The following is an 18,808-nucleotide window of genomic DNA, read 5'->3' on the forward strand; positions in this document are numbered from 1 at the left end:
ACACTTGTAGTTATATTGTGTTCAACGCATATGAAGGGATAGCTGTGTCGATGAGAAAAGGAATTGTTGCATGAGGTATCAAGCGGTTTTCTTAGATATGGACCATACATTGTGTGATACTGAACGTGCTGATCGGTTAGGCTTGAGAGATTTTCAAGATAGACTTTCTCAACGATTTGATCATGGAGATGCCATCAGGATAGGTGAAAAGTATCTAGAAGTAATTTATGGCAGTAAAAGTGATGTACCGGGATGGCTGAGGGAAGAAGAGGAAACTGAGGTTGATTATCGTGCCAAGTTGTTAGAAAAAACGATTGAGGAAGAAACCAATAAGGTTTGGGGTAGAAGTGAGTTGTTAAGTTATGCTAATGTCTTTATGGAACTAAGAATTAAGCATTTTGCATTTTTTCCAGGAACTATTGAAATGCTTGGTAGATTGCGAAAAACATACAAATTGGTTTTGATTAGTAACGGGCCTCTTTTTTCGCAAAAAGTCAAGGTGGAGAAAGTTGAAATGACGCAGCATGTAGATCATATCTTAATAGGAGGAGCTTTGAAGCGTCAAAAACCACATCCTTCGATCTTCATGTTGGCATGTCAGAAGGTAGGATGTCATCCTTCGGAAGCTATACATGTTGGCGACAAGTTGGACGCTGATATTCAGGGTGCTGTAAATGCGGGAATTACGAGTGTATGGTTGAATTCAACTGGTGAGATGCTTAATGGTGATCCCACTCCCAATTATACAATTAGAAATATATTGGAACTGGAAAAGCTACTTGAGTGCCAATAAAATGTTGTACAAAAAGGTATTGTGGCTTTCACCTAGATTAGGATCTAGGTTGATTGTCAACGGGTTTGTTTGAGTGTGAAGATCTTTCTCAATTATTTATTTAGATTCAATCTGTACTCTTGTAGTTCCGTTTTCACAACTATCAAATAATATTCTCTCAAATTATACACATAAAGTAGATCATTTATTGTTCGGTCAAAGAGTAAAGGATGGAATTAAAAGATATGAGAACCCCAGTTCTTCATGGTGATACAGAGCTTCCGATTAGTGTTGTTTTGCCAACATACAATCGTAAGGAAACCCTTGAATTACTCTTACCTTTGTTGGAACGCCAATCGCTCCCGTTGGATCAATTCGAGGTTATTGTAAGTGATGACGGTTCTACTGATGGGACCCAAGAGTTTCTAACTTTATATTCGGAAAAAACAGTTAATAATTTGAAAATTGTTTTGGCCGAGGAAAATGGTGGACCAGCAAAGGCTAGAAACTCAGCTCTGCACGTAGCATCAGGGGCAATTGTCATAATTATTGGAGATGATATCGAGATTGATGAAGATTTTGTTGAACGTCACTACAATTGGCATTGTCTGCACTCAGGTGAAGGGGATGCCGTCTTAGGTTATGTAACTTGGCCTGAAGCTATTAATCCAAGTAATTTTATGAGATGGCTTTATTCCGGTGGGCGTCATTTTTTCTTCCGGTATGCTGATTTTCGATCGGGACATACTATTGATTGCCAAAATTTCTACACCTGTAATGTCTCCATAAAACGATCACTGCTTTTCCAGACAACACTTTTTGACGAGTCTTTTCCGTATGCATCTCATGAAGATCTCGAGTTAGGTGAACGGTTGAGGCTTAAAGGAATGAATCTGTATTTCGAAAAAACAATTTGCGGATATCATCATCACTTTTTGCATATAGCAGGAATAGCGAGACGAGTTTATCTAATGGGGTACTCAGCAAAAATATTTTGGGAGAAAGTGCCCGATCGCTCATCTGTTTCTAAGAAAAAGTTGAGAAAAATTATAGTGAGGTTGTTTTCTTTTCCTGGTATTTGGTCACTTCTTAAAAAGTTGTTATCACTGCCGGAAAATGCGAAACAATACTCTCCTCTTCGGTGGAAGATGATATTAGTTCTTAGTTATTGGCTTGGGTTATCAGATGCTGAGCGGGGAGTTTCACCCAAAGAATTTGTGAAAGCTAAATAGCTGTTTCAATTGGACCTTGTTATTGCTCAAAAAAATGTATTTCATAAATGATATCAATTATGATTGCTCGAACATTTTGTTCATAATATGAAAAAAACAAATATATTTATTGTAATAGCTGCATACAACGAAGGTTCTGTCATCGAGGATGTGATTGATGAAGTTAGGAAGTGCGATTACTCTAATATTGTAATTATTGATGATGGTAGTAAAGACTTAACATTTGAAAAATCTAAGAATAAAGGTGTTACAGCGTTACGTCACAAAATAAATAGAGGAAAAGGAGCTGCGGTCAAGACGGGATTTGCGGCGGCTAACTTACTTGGGGCCGATATCATCGTTACCATGGATGGTGATGGCCAACATGATGCGAATGATATTGCTAACCTGATTAAGCCTATCCTTGAAGAAGGAGTAGATGTTGTTTTGGGGTCGCGTCTATTAGACACAACTGGAATGCCATTTATAAAAATTCTTGCAAATAAAATAGGTAATGCTGTTACATTTCTCTTCTATGGTATCACTGTGTCAGATAGTCAGTCAGGATTTAGAGCGTATTCACGCTATGCAGTTACAAAAATTGATACCAAAGGCGATAAGTATGAATATGACAGCAAAGTGCTTCGGGAAGTAAAAAACAATCGTCTAAAATTTGTTGAAGTGCCCATTGCAGTGAGATATACGGAATACTCCATGGGAAAAGCTCAAAAGCAAGGGTTTGTTAACGGTCTTAAGACATTAGGTCGCATGGTATGGGATATGATTGTCTAAAACATACCAGGACAATTAGAGGGAAATATGAAAATTCAAGTATATCAGGTTGTTATATTAGGAATATCATCTGTGATGATATTTCAGGGTTTAAAAGAGTTTTTTAAGCGAGAAGCAGGGCAGACAGTTTTAAAATTAATGGTGAGGTTGATTGTTTGGGGGGGAATGGGGGTCATCGCTGCTTATCCCAATTCGACGATTGTGGTTGCAAAGTATCTTGGGGTTGTTGATAATATTAACGCTGTTATCTTAACAGGTTTCCTTCTGGTTTTTCTTCTGATTTTTAAACTATTATCAGCAATTGAAAAGATTGAACAAAATGTGTCAGAATTAACGAGAAAAGAATCGTTATCGCATCTTGATCTTGCGGCATCAGAAAACAAAACAGAAAAATGAATACTAATTTGTCAAAAATATTCATTTTTCTGTTTCTTATCTTTTTGATAGTAGTGGGTTTCGTAGCCTTGGTTGCAATGTCTAAGCACTGTTAGTCTCACCAGCGAAAAGGATAGAGTAACTACATGTTCGAAAGAAGAACGAAAAAACCTAGTGTGCTTGCGTGCTCAGTTGAGAAAGCTATTTGTGAACTTCATTGGAAGCCACAGTTTAATAGTCTTGAAACAAATTATTCAGACTGTCTGGAAGTGGTATATTAATAATCTTAAAGGCTATGTAATGACCAAGGTCTCATGACTGAGCAGACATTCAAACCCTCGTCCCAGGTCAATTCTAGTGCCAAGGTTAGTGTAATCATTCCTTGTTATAACCAGGGAAAGTATGTCCTGGACACACTTGATTCTGTGTTAACTCAGAGCTATCAACATGTCGAAGTTATAATTGTGAATGATGGTTCTGATGATCAGGATACATTTTCTATTCTGAATCAAATAAATATACAAAACGTTCAGATACTTCACACATCAAATCAGGGACTTGCTGCTGCGCGAAACAATGGCATTGGCAAGGCTACAGGGGATTTTATCTTACCACTTGATGCAGATGACCTGATCGAGCCAGGCTACGTCGAACAGGCAGTAGCTGTACTAGAGAAAAAAACCGAAATTGGCATCGTATATTGTCGTGCGCAACTCTTTGGAGCAGTTGACACCGAATGGCTATTACCTCCATACTCTCTTGAGGAAATGCTTAAAGATAATGTGATCTTCTGCACTGCCATGTTTCGTAAATCAGACTGGGAAGAGGTTGGTGGCTACGACTCCGGTATGATCTACGGCTGGGAAGATTACGATTTCTGGCTGTCCCTCATTGAAAAGGGGCGTGAGGTATATCAAATTCCAGAAATACTTTTTTCCTATCGTGTCGCATCTGATTCCATGGTGCGCAGCAAAGAAAAATGGCAGAAAGTTGCCATGTTCAAACGTATTTTTGAGCGACATCAGAAATTGTTTACCAATAATATCGAGGTCTGGATTAGCGCTCTCCTTGAGGTGCGTGAGAAGTATTATACCAGTAAACTGTACCTGGATACTGGCAATGGATTGAGTGATGATAGCTGTGTAAGTAGAAAAGTAGATGGGAGTACTTATGAGATTCAATTTTCTCTACCACAATGTGAAGGGCTAGAGGCTATTCGTTTTGACCCGGTGGATTGTCCCGTCGTCTTGGAGATACAAACAATAATATTGACCACTGTCCAAGGTGAATCACATGACTTTACTGCGTATACCAGTAATTGCGATTTTCAGTTGAATGGTGAGAGTTTCTTTTCAACGGATGACCCATGTATCTTTTTTAACCTTACAAAGGAAGAGCTGGCGACTCTGAAGACTGTTACAGTGCGCTTATCTTTTAAGGCTTTGGGGGAAGAGGCACTGGCACGGATCGTTTCCGGGCAGCACAAACAAATACAGAAGATGACCAGGCAACTTAATGATGTGGAAACATCAGGAGTTATTAAGGCTGCGGGGAAGGCATGTATGCCCCACAAAAATGAAAACGTGCTGCAATACGTAAAGCGTCAGTTCAAACCTTTTTAATATCTTGTTCCGAAGAGATCAGCTTGCATCCTGTGTAGACAGAGATGGACGCTATATTCTTGGGCTGGCTACTACTACCAAAACTATGACAGAAAACCCATTCTACCTTTATTGGTGAAAAAACATTTTTGTTATACCAGACATGTTTCCTCTCACATTCCGAAAATAGGTATGTGAGAGGAAACAATCAAATAAACCTTAAATGTGTTCTAAGCCAGGAGCAGGGAATGCACTACAGAGCTTGGCGATCTTTTCAGTGGTTTCTTCTAAGAAAGCTTCATTCTCCCAATTATTAACCACCTGGTCAATAAACTTTGCAACCTGAAGCATCTCTTTTTCTTTAAAGCCCCTGGAAGTAATCGCAGGGGTCCCCATACGGATACCACTAGGATCAAAAGGTTTTCTTTTGTCGTATGGGACTGCGTTGTAGTTCATAACAATACCAGCCTTATCAAGTGCTTTTGCTGCCTGCTTGCCGGATAGTCCTTTGTTAGTCAGGTCTACAAGGAGAAGGTGGTTTTCAGTACCCTCAGTAATCAGATTAAAACCTTTTTCTGTGAGCGCTTTAGCCAGCACATCAGCATTTTTAATAACCTGTTGTGCATACTCTTTAAAACTATCTGATGAGGCTTCTTTAAGTGCTACAGCAATTGCGGCGGTGGTGTTATCGTGTGGTCCACCTTGGACTCCTGGAAACACTGCTTTATCAATGGCTGCCGCATGTTCAGCCTTACACATAATCATGGCACCACGTGGTCCACGGAGTGATTTATGGGTCGTAGTGGTAACTACATCGGCATATGGTACAGGGGAAGGGTGAACACCGCCAGCCACAAGACCTGCAAAGTGGGCCATATCAACCATAAGGATTGCGCCAACCTCATCAGCAATTTCTCTAAAGATTTTGAAATCTGGAATTCGTGGATAGGCTGAATGTCCAGCAATGATCAATTTGGGTTTGAGCTCAAGTGCTTTTGCACGAATGGTATCGTAATTAAGTCTACCGGTACTGGCATCTAATTCGTAGGACTGTGCATCAAAATAGCGGCCAGAAATGCTCACCTTTGCCCCATGGGTAAGGTGTCCCCCGTGGGGAAGGGCCATGCCAAGTATCGTGTCACCTGGTTGAAGGAAGGCAAGGTACACTGCAATATTAGCAGGAGATCCAGAATATGGTTGAACATTAACGTGCTCAGCACCAAAAAGATCCTTGGCGCGTTGGATAGCCAGCTCTTCTATCTGGTCAATAATTTGCTGACCTTCATAATACCGTTTACCTGCATAACCTTCTGAATACTTATTTGTAAGAACGGACCCGGTTGTTTCAAGTATTGCATTAGAAACATAGTTTTCAGAGGCAATCATACGGATTTTGTCCGCCTGACGCTGTTCTTCTTGTTTTACGAGTGAATATATAACTGGATCAAAATCTTTAACGCTTTGCATTGCTTCTCCATGTGACAGTGGTATAATTTACTCGATTCGCTGTCTCTTCAGTATGTTTGGTGTCACAGTAGGTCTATAGGATACAGTGAACTGATCCTTAGGTGTTCAACAACTAAACTTGATCTAAATGTGACTGGTAAGTCGAGTATGTTTTTTCAATGAGGCAAAGAATATAATTGAAATTGCCTGATTTTAACAGAAGAAAGTTGGAAAATAGCAGATCAGGAGATATGATGTATAAGATTGACAAATGAAGATGATATTTTATGGTACCTGACATGCAGGAGCTAGTATGCTCTGAATTCAATCAGGTAATTTAAATCAGGTGATATCGGTCTCAATGTTCATGTGATTGTTACCCATCCTGACGAATACTGGTTGTTAATGTACGTAGTACGTTGTGCGTTAGTGAATGAAGGATCTGTACTCCTTTAATTATATAAAATTCTATCTTGTCAAAATTACAGTCATTTTTTTGCAATTTCATGTTAGATGAAATATCATAACATATTGCATATACACGTCACTGTCTTTGCGAATTGAGATATTTCTACCTTGAGGTTGTTTATACCCGCCTATGAAGTTGTCACTATTGTACCCTTTTCGTGTTTTTCTCTTTCTGCCTGTTTTGTTTTTTACAGTGAGCACTCTGTATCAGACCGAAGATGTTTGGGCCAAGAAAAGAGAACTCTATGATATCATTTATCTTCTTACAAATGATCTTGAGAGGGTTCTTGATTATAAGGAAGAATTGGAATCCATCTTTGATACCGAGATTCAGAAAAAATTAAAAGTGGTTGGCCGTGGAGACGAATACGCTCTTATCTATGATGGTAACGATACGGCTCGAACTGTTAGTCGAACTCTTATATATCATGCAGAACTCCTCAGTGTAGCAGGTTTTGATGAACCATATGCCACAAAAGAGCAGGATTTTCATCTTCTCTACAATGTAAGCTATGGTATGGGACCAAATCTTGATCCGTTAAAGAAACGATACGAAAAATTATATCGAATACTAGGTGAGGATGTAAAACAGTCTCTATTTATCGAAAAAACAGATTACGGCAATTATAAGCTCATATATAGACTGCGGGGCGATAAACGAAAAACCACACTCATTGCCCGCAAGCATTCAAAGCTTCTTCGCAAAAAGAAGATTGCTGCTTCCGTTGCAAAAGAAAATAACAATCCAATCGTTTATGGTGAGTCGAGCCTAATAGATGATAGTACAGATGAAAACGTGGTTGCTCAAACACCTGCCGCTAAGCCCAGTAACGTTACAACTAAAAAAGAGCTGGTTGCTACACAAAAAAAGGTACGTGAAACGATAGCCAAGTCTACACCTGAGCCCAAAGCCAGAGCTGCAAATTATTCTGGGTTTGAGCAATCAATAGAGGACTATATTGGTAAACTTCGTCGTAAGGGTAAGATTAGAAAGGATGAGTCTACGGGATGGATGGTATACGATCTTGAAAAAGACATGCCTGTAATTAATATTAACGCTGACAAGGGGTTTCAGGCAGCAAGTATGATTAAGCCCTTTGTCGCTTTGGCTTTTTTCCATCAGGTAAAGCATGGGAAATTTAAATACGGGCCGAAGAGTAGAAGGAAGATGGCCGCAATGATTCAGCGCAGTAATAACGCTGCCACGAACTGGGTAATGCGACAGGTGGGTGGTCCTAAAAACTGTGAAACAATCCTAAGAAAAAATTATCCTCACATTTTCAAAAAGACTGAAATTAGAGAGTATATACCTGCAGGTGGTAGAACATATCTTAATAGTGCTTCACCTTCAGATTACGTACGATTCCTCCGCTCGCTGTGGAATAAAAAATTACCCTACGGAAAAGAGATTCGCCGTTTGATGGCCTTGCCGGGCCGTGACAGACTGTATCATGGTACACCAATTCCTAAAGGTACCCTTGTGTACAATAAAACAGGGTCTACAGCTCACCTTTGTGGTGACATGGGTATATTGGTACCTAAAACCAAGGGTGGCGGTAGATATCCATATGTGCTTGTTGGTATTATTGAACGTAGTTCCCGTCCCTCAGATTATGGTAGTTGGATGAAGTCCAGGAGTAAGGTCATCCGCGAAGTTTCCACCCTGGTGTATAAGCAGATGAAGCGTGATCATCAACTGAGATGATACAAATGCTGTAGCAATGATATTTGGCGTAGCTAGAGGAAGTGTGTTTGGCGTATTGAAAAACTCTGAGTTCATTTTTGGGAGGTATAAATGAAAGTAATAATGGATCTGTGTGTCATACCCATGGGAGTAGGGGTCTCGGTTTCTGAGTATGTTGTTGCATGTCATACCATACTAAAAGATGCAGGACTTAAGAGTCAGCTCCATGCCTATGGTACTAACATTGAAGGCGAATGGGATGAGGTAATGGCTGCCGTTAAAAGGTGCCACGAGAAAGTACACGGGATGGGTGCACCAAGAATAACCACCACAATCAAAATGGGTACAAGGATTGATCGAACCCAGACCATGGAAGATAAGATCACCTCTGTTCTCGATAAGGAAGTGTAGCTAGTATTGGGGGTGAGCAATACTGCGTATGAAACCAGTTAAGTGAGGTTTGTTTGTACTGGTAACATCAATGAACGTCTACGGTTTTGTTGGAATAGTTTACTCTAATCATTTTCTGCTACTGAGAACAGGTTTCATGTTTAAGCAGAGCTTTGCGTAGAACTTGAAGAGCTTTGCTTTCTAATTGATAAATACTGCTTCTGGTAACAGCGTATGTTTTGGCTATTGATATGACCGACTGCGGATTGTTCATATATTGTGCTATTCCAAAACGTCTTTTTATTACATCAGCCTCTCTTTCAGATAGATGTGTCTCAAGTATATGATGTATTCTCGCTTTATTTTCACTACTCTCAAATAGTAGTTCCTGTTCTGAAATTTCATCGTGCTGTTTGAAGGTCTGTCTCACATCAGTCAAAAAATGTTCGTCATATTTACAGCTACTGTTCGTGAGGATTGTAGAGTAATGGTCGAGCTTACTCATATTATTATTTTTTTGAGCTAAAGAATACTGTTCAATTGTATTTGTAGATATTTTTATAAGCCGTCCTTCCAGCGCCTGGCGCTGAATTTCTTTTTTTATCCAGTTACTTGCATAGGTTGAAAATCTAACCCCACTTGAATGATGATATCTGTACGCCGCACGGGAAATCCCAAAGCTTCCTATCTGGTGAGCGTCTTCTTGTGATATGCCTTCCTTGTAAAAATCTCCTATTTGAGATGTGATTTTTTTAACGAGGCCGGTTGTCAATAAGACGTAGATATTTCGAACGGTATTAAGAGATTCTATAATGTTAACAAGTTGTCTCATTGCAGTTGTTTGATAGTCCTGCTGACTGCTTTGACTTCGGATTCTGCTCCAAACCCGTGCAATGATAAGGTGTTGAAAGGTTTTTGAGAGTGGTAGTGAGTGTAGTTCCTTGTAGCTACTAAATAAATGAAGTGCCTCCTGGCGTTCTTGCTCGTAAAGGGACCCGCATGGATCAAAGAAAATTTTCCTGTTTTGAAAGAGATAAATATTTTGTAGTACAGTAAGAGCTGCCTGGTTAAAACGTGGAGTTTTCCACACCAGCTCTGTAAATTTGTGGCGCAGGAGCAGGACCTCTGTTGCCAGTTCTTTTTCGTCTTCAACCTGAAGCTGCAGGGGGGGCTCTGATTTAATGAAAGAACTAGCCCTATGAACTTTTTCTTCAAGAGCGTTTGTTAATCTGAGGTTCTCGACTCTTTTTAAAAATGATTCTTTAGAAGGCTGACAGATGAGTAGGTCAACGATATCAACTGATTCTTTTTTGTGAGTGTGGGTAATGTTGTAATAATCCCTGTCCATGGAGGCTTCTATTCCTTTGAAAATATTTTGAGTTCACAAAAATGATATCACAAATATTTTTTAGAATGAAATTCTCGAGACACTTTTTCTTAACTTCTAGTGGATTTACGCAGAATAATGCGTTTTCAATTTCAGTGATCAAGCACAGCACGATCTAGGGTTAAAGGGAGAGTGGATGTCACTGTTGTAAGAAAAATAGGGGTAAGAATTCAGTAAACTTTATTACCATGTATTGATAAATATTCAGGCTTTGTTTAGATGTCTGCAGACGAAGTAAAGATGAAACAACTCATTTCCCGGAACGTAGAGAAAACTTAGCTTGTGTTTGTACTTTTATTAGAATTCATTTTGTTAGGGTATGCATCGAGTTCTCCTATACTAACACTGAAAGGACAAGAGAATAATGCGAGTGCATAATGCAGAGACATTTAATGTTCTACTCTTTCAGCACAACATATATGATCTTGAACAAGGCTATTTCGAAGTTCTGGAAAATGGTGACTTTTGCGCAGAATTACAACAATATTTGGTACAATTGTTTACTCTCGGTCGTAAAGATATCATAAACAATGTTCTTATTAAAGTAGGCCATTGTGTAACAGATGATACAAGGCCAAAACTGCAGGTAAAAGCTCTCAGGGTTATAACGGAATTTAGTAGTGTACTGGATGGACTGAAAGACAAAGAACTCTTTAGCCTTGTTTGTAATATTTTAACAAGTTGGTTGAAAAGACAGCGACATCTGCAGTCAACTCACGTAAAGCTGTTTGGCCAGGTTGAAGTCATTATTAAAAAAATGTTTTCATTGCATTTATGGAGGCAAACCGAGCCACTGATTTCTGTATCGAAACAAATTACCACAGGTGTTCAGCCTGTAGATAACTTACTGAAAAAAGAGGTGAGTAAACTACATAGGACTATCGCAGATCAGAAAGCAATTACACTACTTGTTAACTCATTTCTAGAAAGTAAAGACCACGAAGACGCAGTTGTCGGAGATCTACTACAAGCACTTACACCACACTCCTCTGAAGCGATGATTCATGGTTTGTTCAAATGCAATAAAAAAAACAAACGTCTGGCGTTGTTGGAAATGATTTCTCTGCACCGTGAAGGGGTTCTCCCGGTACTTATCAGGAAGTTAAAAGATCGACAGCCTTGGTATGTAGTTCGTAACAGCATGATACTGCTTGGTTCAACTGGAGATGCTGATCTTTACCACTTCGCCAGACCTTTTCTTAACCATCCAGACCCCAGAGTCCAACGTGAAGTCGTTCTCTGTATTTTTAACTTAGGTGGAGAGCTGGTTGCTGACAGGTTAATAGCATCGTTTCCACGCCTCAATGATCGGGTAAAACCTGTCATCATAGAAAAGTTATCAATTCTTGATGACTATAATATTGAAGCAATGTTTCTTGATGTTCTTGAACAGCGGGGCTGCTTTAAATCAACTGTAAGAGAAGAACTCATAGAAAAAATATGTTCCAGCGATAAGCTAACGTGTTCGGAGAGAGCTATTACAGTTTTGCGTGAAATAGTAGAGGAAAGGGAGTCCCTTGCTTCAGTCAGTGAGCCTTCTTTTGAGTATGCAAAAGGGTTATTAAAAAGGTTGTATAATTGAGATAATTGTTCGTATTGTCAATAAATGTAGTGTATCCTGCCTTGTTGTAACTTACTAATTTACTGAAAAATAGTTTAGAAACTTATGAATAATAAAGAGCTTGAAGGCGTTTCAATTCTTGTGGCAGAAGATGATATTGGTATTGTGACCCTTTTGCGGAGTTATTTTGAGCAGAATGGTGCTACTGTCTGGGTTGAAGATAGTGGTAAAAATGTTCTGGAAAGAGTAAATACCCTGCATCCTGATATTGTCATTCTTGATGTTGTCATGCCCTATGTTGATGGCTTAACAGCACTTTCGGCGCTCAGAAATAGTGGGAATGATACTCCAGCTATAATGCTGACGGATAAAAGCACCATTGACGACAAGGTCGCAGGACTTGATTGTGGCGCAGATGATTACATGACTAAGCCTTTTAGTACTAAAGAGTTACTTGCTCGGGTAAAGACCGTTCTTAGAAGAGCTGATCGTGTTAAAGAGGGAATTACGGAAAAGAAAATTTGCATTGGTAGTCTTGAAATTAATCCCCTATCACGAGAGATTAACATTGTAGATGGACCACTGGTACAATTCACTAAAACTGAATTTGATTTACTCTACTATCTGGCACAAAAGAAAGCTGAAGCTGTAGGTCATGGAGCCTTGCTTGAAGATGTTTTAGGATATAAGGGAGATGTAGAAACGAAGGCATTGGTAATGCATATCGCCAATATGAGAAAGAAAATGGCGAAACTTTCACTTAATAGCGTAAAAATTGAAACCGTAGCAGGGGTAGGGTACAAACTCATCGAAGTCTAATTTCGACGGCCTGCCACCTTGACTACAATGGGTAGACCTCACTATGCAACATAAAAGAATTGATTGGATCACTACACAAGTAATATCTTGTCTCCGGCGTCCCGTAGTAGCCTCTGTTTTCCTCATTACTATTTTGAGCAGTACCTTGCTTCATGCTGAAATTCTTATCCCCATAACTGTTCAGAAGGGGACAAATCTCATAACTATAACCAGACAGTTTTGTACGTCGAAATACCATTGGAAAGAGATTGCTAAAATTAATAATCTTACATCTCCATTTCTGATATCTTCAGGGGACGTCATCTATGCCCCGATTGAACTCCTCAAAACTGAAAAACTTACTGCAAAGGTAGCTTCCGTTGTGGGAGGGGTCTTTATTCTTGAACGGGGGAAAAAGCTAAAGAGAGTTGTAAAGGGTGACGAGATTTATCCCGGACAAACTTTAGTAACCGAAGAGGATGGTTTTACCCATATAGTTTTCCCTGACAATAAATATACTCGCATTTCCAGTGGCTCAAAATTCACTCTGACGTATCTTGTACGGCTAACTGATAAGAGTATGAAGGCTGAATTCTTTCTCGAAAAGGGAAGGATTACCCATGCTGTCAAAAAACAGCTGGAAGTAAATGAAACATTTACAACCCGCACACCCGTTTCGGTTACAGGTGTAAGGGGGACTGAATTTCGTATGAAGGTTTCAGAGGACAAGGTTAATATTGTTGAGACGCTTAAGGGTATAGTAAACGTACAGGGTGACGCTGGTAACCTCTCACTCAACAAGGGAGAGGGGACAAAGGTTGCTGAGGGGCAAAAACCAGAGCTACCGAAAAAATTACCTCCCACACCTGAATCACCTGTTATTGATGATATCTTCAGGACGTTGCCTGTCATTGTTAGTGCACCTGAAGATGACAGTGCAACGAGTTATAGACTGCGTATTACTACAGATCAGATAGGAAACAATACTGTACTTGAAAAACAGGCTCAACCAGGTGGCTCTTTTACCCTTCTGGCCTTAGAAGATGGCAAATATTATGGTTTTCTGACTGCACTTGATGATGAAGATTTTGAAAGCTTATCAGCATCGCCATTTATTTTTGAAGTGAGAACTGTACCGGGAGCACCAATTTTCGTAATGCCCCATGAAGGTAAGGCAACCTTTGAAAAAAGTGTAGAAATAAATTGGCTGCAGGCGGAAGATGATGATACGTATCACCTCCAACTGGCAAGAGATGAAGAGTTTTCTTCTCTGATAGTTGATGAGCACCAAAAAGAAACAAGGTATACGATTACTGAGCTAGAACCTGGAACATATTTTTTCCGTGTACAGTCAGTTGCAGGTGATGGTTTTACTTCATTGTATTCTCTTGTCGATTCATGGAAGGTTCAACAGCAAGCCTCACTTGGGCCACTTGAAGGCTCTAATGAGGATGGTGTTAATCTACACTGGGCAACCATGGGAGACGATATTGTGTATGACTTAGAGTTGAGTAAAAATAAAGATTTCACTCAACTTGTAGTTTCCGCACAGGCTTTAGTTGCCCCTGAGTTTAGTTATACAAAATATTTAGACCCTGCAAACTATTATGTTCGTGTTCGAGGAGTCCTGAGTGATGGTCAGGTATCTCCCTGGACTCCCGCACAAAAACTAGTCATAGAGCCCGCTCCATTTAGTTGGCTTGATACTACTGTCCTGGCATTTTTTCTTGGATTGTTGCTCATTTAAGACAGTGAAACGACTACTCGGGTATAAAAGAATTTGGGAAGTTGTTATCACCATAGGGCTCTGCTTTGTTTTACTCCAGACTAGTTTTTCACCATGGTTAGCTGAAGTCGGTCTCGATCTGTTGTTTAAATCAAGACCGCCTCGAGCCACAAGCCAGTCAATAGTAATTATTGGGATAGACGAACAATCAATTCAGGATCATGGGCCCTGGCCTTTTCCAAGAAGTAGTCACGCTAAGCTCTTAGATAAATTAAAGGATGCAAAAGCTATTGGTTTTGACCTTATCTTCAGTGAGTCAAGTTCCGACGATAAAATTTTGGAGTATGCGATAGTAAATGGTCCTCCAGTTACTGTGGCAATAGCTTCAAACTATCAGGGAGCACTGCTTAGACCGGAAGGTTATTTCTCAGGTGAGGTACTACTTGGACACGTTGAGACAGAACGTGGTACGGATGGCCTAATTCGCAGGGTACAGTTACGAAAATATAATGTACCTGTACTTGCGGCTGCCATGGCAAAAAGTGGTGGAGTCGGAAGTTCTGAAGATTCTGGTAATGATAGCCAAAGTCAGTTGATTAATTTCTATGGACCTGAATTTACCTTTATCTATCTCTCCTACGGTGATGTATTGGCTGGGGTGTATGCTGATGATTTTTTTGAAAATCGTTATGTTCTCATAGGATCAAGGGCTCTTGCCTTAGGGGATGTTCATATTACTCCATATAGTAAGATACATCCAATACCGGGGGTAGAAGTTCAAGCGACAATTCTAAATAATATCCTGGATAAAAGCTTTATTTGTGAGTTGAATTGGCTTACATGGATAATGGGGCTTGGCTGTTTTGCAATGTTGTTCTGGTTATGGCCCCGTAACAGTGAAACACGAAATGCTTTTATATCTGTTGGATTTGCTATTTTCACCATCCTCATTGCGGTTATTCTGTTTCGGTTCAACTATTTCCTTAACGTTGCTGTAGTTCTATTTGTACTTCTTGTAAGCTATATCATTCATTCTCTTTTCTGGTGGGTTAGAATTACCAGTGGAATGATCAAAGAAATTAATATGTTGGACGGGCAGTTAGAGGATGGTGTTGAGAAAGTCTTTATGAGATTACCATCTTCTCTTACTTACTCTCCAAAGCAAAAAAAGCAATTATCGCTGACCGGAGGCTTTCAAAAACATATCAATAGAATGCATCGCGGTATCCAGGCTCTGGCCCTGCAAAATGGGTTTATTAACCATCTCTTAAGTGAAGAAACCCCTCCACTTATTCTCTGGCAAAAAGAGAGTGGCTATATAGTACTTGCAAATAATCTCTTTACAATCCTCTGGAACAGCACAATTCAGCCTGGTCAAAGCTTGCCCACCTTAGAAAAGTTTCATGAGTTTATCAGCACTAAGATAATATCTGATCAAAAGAATACTGAGATAGAAAGTACTGGGGGATTAGAGTTTGGTACTGTAGACCGGATTGTAGATATACTGACTGCATCAGCAGGTAAGAAGTTCTATCATAGGGTGGTTATACATAATGTGACAGATAAAGAGCTTGGGTTCACCGGGATACTTGCAAGTTTTACTGATGTGACAGAGATTCGTGAGCTTGAGCGTCTTAAAAGCGAGGTTATGAATATAGTATCACATGAGCTTAAATTACCACTTACAACGATTATGGGCTTTGCTGAAATGTTGTCTGAGTCACTTGAGGGGCCAGAACGGGAATTCGCGTTGCAGATTCAGAGTCAATCAAATCGACTTGCCAAAATGATAGAAGATTTTCTTGATATAGCACGAATTGAAAGTGGTAAGTACCTTATCCATAAATATCCATTTGATCTCCTAGCAATAATACATGATGCTGCAAGTGGTGTGGCCCATAGTGCATCTGTAAAAGATATAAAGATTACCTACGAACTACCCCGGAAAACGTCACCCCTTTTAGGAGATGAATCACTTCTCACCCAGGCTATTTTAAATCTTTTAGACAATGCAGTAAAATTTAGTCCAATATCAAGTCAGGTAAAACTCTCTGTCGTAGAAAAAGAAACTTACATTTTGGTTTTGGTTGAAGATACCGGAGAGGGGATTCCGGACAATGAAAAGCCAAAAATATTCGAAAAGTTTATTAGAGGTGCCGGACAGGTTCAAGGCAGTGGCTTTGGATTAGGTTTGAGTTTTGTCAAAGAAGTTATAGAAGGGCACTCCGGTGAAATTATTGTAGAAGACAGTAAGCTAGGTGGTGCTAAGTTTACAATTGTTTTGCCAAAATCTGAGTAATAGCTAAGTCTGTTTATTTGTTGTGTGGGTTGCATAGAAAGTGCCATTCATAATGCTCTTTTGTTTTGCAGAGGGAATAAGCAAAAAATAGGAACTTTGTATGGCCTATTGTCCAACACTCCGGCGAGTGCAGGCGGTAAGCGAACAAAGCGAGACTCCGAGAGAGTTTAACTTCATTTTAGAGGGGAACTGACAGAGACGTAATTGCAACACTTGCCATGGTGCTAAAGTTCGTTGCGTAACTTTCGTTTACACCAGTTTAAAACAAAAAAATCCCCAATCAGCATAAATGCTGATTGGGGATTGTATAAAAAATACGGCGATGACCTACTCTCCCACACAGTCGCCCGTGCAGTACCATCGGCGCTAAAGAGCTTAACTTCCGTGTTCGGAATGGGAACGGGTGGATCCTCTTTGCTATGACCGCCGTAAAACTTTTTGTGCATGGGGTAGGGGAGGATTGTATCCATTCTACCGTGCACTGTTTTACTATGTAATCCCATCTCGCCTGTGGCTCGTGGGATACGATTCTCTAAGCGTTGCAAGAGCTAGGCTCTTGCAATACTAAGAGTATCTAAATAATCGAATAGTAGAATAATCAGTAGTTACATCAATCAAAAAATATGGATAAGCCACACGGGTTATTAGTATCAGTTAGCTCCAAGTATTACTACTCTTCCACACCTGACCTATCAACGTGGTGGTCTACCACGACCCTTCAGATGGCTTACGCCATGGGATATCTCATCTTGAAGTGGGCTTCCCGCTTAGATGCTTTCAGCGGTTATCCCTGCCGAACTTAGCTACCCAGCAATGCCCCTGGCGGAACAACTGGTGCACCATAGGTTCGTCCATCCCGGTCCTCTCGTACTAGGGAAAGATCTCCTCAAATATCCTGCGCCCGCAACAGATAAGGACCAAACTGTCTCACGACGTTTTAAACCCAGCTCACGTACCACTTTAATTGGCGAACAGCCAAACCCTTGGGACCTGCTTCAGCCCCAGGATGTGATGAGCCGACATCGAGGTGCCAAACCTCCCCGTCGATATGGACTCTTGGGGGAGATAAGCCTGTTATCCCCGGAGTACCTTTTATCCGTTGAGCGACGACCCTTCCATGCGGAATCGCCGGATCACTAAGACCTACTTTCGTACCTGCTCGAGATGTCTCTCTCGCAGTCAAGCTCCCTTATGCCTTTACACTCTACGGCTGGTTTCCAATCAGCCTGAGGGAACCATCGCGCGCCTCCGTTACTCTTTAGGAGGCGACCGCCCCAGTCAAACTACCCACCAGACAATGTCCTGGATCCAGATAATGGACCGCAGTTAGATTCCTAAGATAACAAGGGTGGTATTTCAAGGGTGACTCCATGGACACTGGCGTGCCCACTTCAAAGTCTCCCACCTATCCTACACATGTTACCTCAAAAACCAATGCCAAGCTGTAGTAAAGGTTCACGGGGTCTTTCTGTCTTGTTGCGGGTAACCGGCATCTTCACCGGTACTACAGTTTCGCTGAGTCTCTGGTTGAGACAGTGGGGAAATCGTTACGCCATTCGTGCAGGTCGGAACTTACCCGACAAGGAATTTCGCTACCTTAGGACCGTTATAGTTACGGCCGCCGTTTACCGGGGCTTCGGTTCAATGCTTCGCTTGCGCTAACACGTCCCCTTAACCTTCCGGCACCGGGCAGGCGTCAGACCCTATACTTCGTCTTTCGACTTCGCAGAGTCCTATGTTTTTAGTAAACAGTCGCTCCCCCCATTTCACTGCAACCTGACTAGGCTCAGTTAGTAAATAACATCACCATGCAGGCACACCTTCTCCCGAAGTTACGGTGCTATTTTGCCGAGTTCCTTAACCAGAGTTCTCTCAAGCGCCTTGGTATCTTCTACCTGCCTACCTGTGTCGGTTTACGGTACGGTCACAATCATAACTAGATACGAGGATTTTCCTGGAAGCATGGAACCAACCACTTTGTTGTCTAAAAGACATCGTCATCACGCCTCAGTCTTAAAAGGACCCGGATTTGCCAAAGTCCTAAACCTACACGCTTAAACCGGGACAACCAACGCCCGGATGGTCTTACCTTCTCCGTCCCCCCTTACCATAACATTATGATAGTGGTACAGGAATATTAACCTGTTTCCCATCGACTACGCCTCTCGGCCTCGCCTTAGGAGCCGACTAACCCTGAGCAGATTAACTTGACTACAGGAAACCTTAGGCTTTCGGCGACAAGGTTTCTCACCTTGTTTTTCGCTACTCGTGTCAACATAAGCTCTTGTGGGACCTCCA

At 40.8% G+C, this 18,808-nt stretch carries 13 protein-coding genes and 2 rRNA genes (1 of these 15 cut by a window edge); 11 read left to right on the forward strand and 4 right to left on the reverse strand.

What is annotated here, in order from left to right:
* Window positions 1-70 precede the first annotated feature (70 nt).
* From ACX6CI_RS05010 to ACX6CI_RS05030, 5 genes are all read left to right on the forward strand, one after another.
* Window positions 71-793, forward strand: a complete 723-nt coding sequence (locus tag ACX6CI_RS05010) for an HAD family hydrolase (RefSeq protein WP_458777074.1) — start codon at window positions 71-73, stop codon at window positions 791-793.
* Between the two features lie 209 nt (window positions 794-1,002).
* Entirely contained in the window at window positions 1,003-2,004 is a 1,002-nt protein-coding gene (locus ACX6CI_RS05015) for a glycosyltransferase family 2 protein (RefSeq protein ID WP_458777075.1), read from the forward strand.
* An 87-nt stretch (window positions 2,005-2,091) separates the two neighbouring features.
* Window positions 2,092-2,775 (forward strand): glycosyltransferase family 2 protein, encoded by a 684-nt coding sequence (locus tag ACX6CI_RS05020; RefSeq protein ID WP_458777076.1) that lies wholly within the window; start codon window positions 2,092-2,094, stop codon window positions 2,773-2,775.
* Window positions 2,776-2,802: 27 nt separating this feature from the next.
* Window positions 2,803-3,171, forward strand: a complete 369-nt coding sequence (locus ACX6CI_RS05025) for a DUF2304 family protein (RefSeq protein ID WP_458777077.1) — start codon at window positions 2,803-2,805, stop codon at window positions 3,169-3,171.
* A 293-nt stretch (window positions 3,172-3,464) separates the two neighbouring features.
* Window positions 3,465-4,772: a glycosyltransferase family A protein gene (locus tag ACX6CI_RS05030; RefSeq protein WP_458777078.1), complete on the forward strand. Its 1,308-nt coding sequence runs from the start codon at window positions 3,465-3,467 to the stop codon at window positions 4,770-4,772.
* 198 nt (window positions 4,773-4,970) lie between these two features.
* Here ACX6CI_RS05030 and ACX6CI_RS05035 read toward each other — a convergent pair whose 3' ends face one another.
* Entirely contained in the window at window positions 4,971-6,218 is a 1,248-nt protein-coding gene (locus ACX6CI_RS05035) for a serine hydroxymethyltransferase (RefSeq protein ID WP_458777079.1), read from the reverse strand.
* A gap of 577 nt (window positions 6,219-6,795) precedes the next feature.
* Here ACX6CI_RS05035 and ACX6CI_RS05040 point away from each other — a divergent pair.
* Entirely contained in the window at window positions 6,796-8,370 is a 1,575-nt protein-coding gene (locus ACX6CI_RS05040) for a serine hydrolase (RefSeq protein ID WP_458777080.1), read from the forward strand.
* A gap of 90 nt (window positions 8,371-8,460) precedes the next feature.
* Window positions 8,461-8,760 carry an MTH1187 family thiamine-binding protein gene (locus tag ACX6CI_RS05045; protein WP_458777081.1) on the forward strand — a complete coding sequence of 100 codons (300 nt, stop codon included), beginning with the start codon at window positions 8,461-8,463 and terminating at the stop codon, window positions 8,758-8,760.
* A gap of 118 nt (window positions 8,761-8,878) precedes the next feature.
* On the opposite strand, the gene ACX6CI_RS05050 is transcribed toward ACX6CI_RS05045, so the two are convergent.
* The gene (locus ACX6CI_RS05050) at window positions 8,879-10,087 is read right to left on the reverse strand and encodes a sigma-70 family RNA polymerase sigma factor (RefSeq protein WP_458777082.1); all 1,209 of its coding nucleotides are present in this window, start codon (window positions 10,085-10,087) and stop codon (window positions 8,879-8,881) included.
* Between the two features lie 403 nt (window positions 10,088-10,490).
* On the opposite strand from ACX6CI_RS05050, the gene ACX6CI_RS05055 reads away from it, so the two are divergent.
* The 4 genes from ACX6CI_RS05055 (at window position 10,491) to ACX6CI_RS05070 (ending at window position 16,510) form a co-directional block, all read left to right on the forward strand.
* Window positions 10,491-11,708 (forward strand): HEAT repeat domain-containing protein, encoded by a 1,218-nt coding sequence (locus ACX6CI_RS05055; protein WP_458777083.1) that lies wholly within the window; start codon window positions 10,491-10,493, stop codon window positions 11,706-11,708.
* An 84-nt stretch (window positions 11,709-11,792) separates the two neighbouring features.
* Window positions 11,793-12,506 carry a response regulator transcription factor gene (locus tag ACX6CI_RS05060; protein WP_458777084.1) on the forward strand — a complete coding sequence of 238 codons (714 nt, stop codon included), beginning with the start codon at window positions 11,793-11,795 and terminating at the stop codon, window positions 12,504-12,506.
* A 43-nt stretch (window positions 12,507-12,549) separates the two neighbouring features.
* Entirely contained in the window at window positions 12,550-14,232 is a 1,683-nt protein-coding gene (locus ACX6CI_RS05065; protein WP_458777085.1) for a FecR family protein, read from the forward strand.
* 4 nt (window positions 14,233-14,236) lie between these two features.
* Entirely contained in the window at window positions 14,237-16,510 is a 2,274-nt protein-coding gene (locus ACX6CI_RS05070; protein ID WP_458777086.1) for a CHASE2 domain-containing protein, read from the forward strand.
* Window positions 16,511-16,824: 314 nt separating this feature from the next.
* Here the strand turns inward: ACX6CI_RS05070 and rrf are convergent.
* Together rrf and ACX6CI_RS05080 are read right to left on the reverse strand one after the other, a co-directional pair.
* Window positions 16,825-16,941, reverse strand: a 5S ribosomal RNA gene (gene rrf / locus ACX6CI_RS05075).
* A 192-nt stretch (window positions 16,942-17,133) separates the two neighbouring features.
* Window positions 17,134-18,808 (reverse strand): 23S ribosomal RNA (locus ACX6CI_RS05080); it runs 1,361 nt beyond the window's last position.

The sequence above is a fragment of the Desulforhopalus glucosivorans genome, from assembly GCF_054397165.1.

Excerpts from the sequence above, each read along its gene's own strand:
- ACX6CI_RS05010 (WP_458777074.1), top strand. The coding sequence starts at position 71 with ATGAGGTATCAAGCGGTTTTCTTAGATATGGACCATACATTGTGTGAT.
- ACX6CI_RS05015 (WP_458777075.1), top strand. The coding sequence starts at position 1,003 with ATGGAATTAAAAGATATGAGAACCCCAGTTCTTCATGGTGATACAGAG.
- ACX6CI_RS05020 (WP_458777076.1), top strand. The coding sequence starts at position 2,092 with ATGAAAAAAACAAATATATTTATTGTAATAGCTGCATACAACGAAGGT.
- ACX6CI_RS05025 (WP_458777077.1), top strand. The coding sequence starts at position 2,803 with ATGAAAATTCAAGTATATCAGGTTGTTATATTAGGAATATCATCTGTG.
- ACX6CI_RS05030 (WP_458777078.1), top strand. The coding sequence starts at position 3,465 with ATGACTGAGCAGACATTCAAACCCTCGTCCCAGGTCAATTCTAGTGCC.
- ACX6CI_RS05035 (WP_458777079.1), bottom strand. The coding sequence starts at position 6,218 with ATGCAAAGCGTTAAAGATTTTGATCCAGTTATATATTCACTCGTAAAA.
- ACX6CI_RS05040 (WP_458777080.1), top strand. The coding sequence starts at position 6,796 with ATGAAGTTGTCACTATTGTACCCTTTTCGTGTTTTTCTCTTTCTGCCT.
- ACX6CI_RS05045 (WP_458777081.1), top strand. The coding sequence starts at position 8,461 with ATGAAAGTAATAATGGATCTGTGTGTCATACCCATGGGAGTAGGGGTC.
- ACX6CI_RS05050 (WP_458777082.1), bottom strand. The coding sequence starts at position 10,087 with ATGGACAGGGATTATTACAACATTACCCACACTCACAAAAAAGAATCA.
- ACX6CI_RS05055 (WP_458777083.1), top strand. The coding sequence starts at position 10,491 with ATGCGAGTGCATAATGCAGAGACATTTAATGTTCTACTCTTTCAGCAC.
- ACX6CI_RS05060 (WP_458777084.1), top strand. The coding sequence starts at position 11,793 with ATGAATAATAAAGAGCTTGAAGGCGTTTCAATTCTTGTGGCAGAAGAT.
- ACX6CI_RS05065 (WP_458777085.1), top strand. The coding sequence starts at position 12,550 with ATGCAACATAAAAGAATTGATTGGATCACTACACAAGTAATATCTTGT.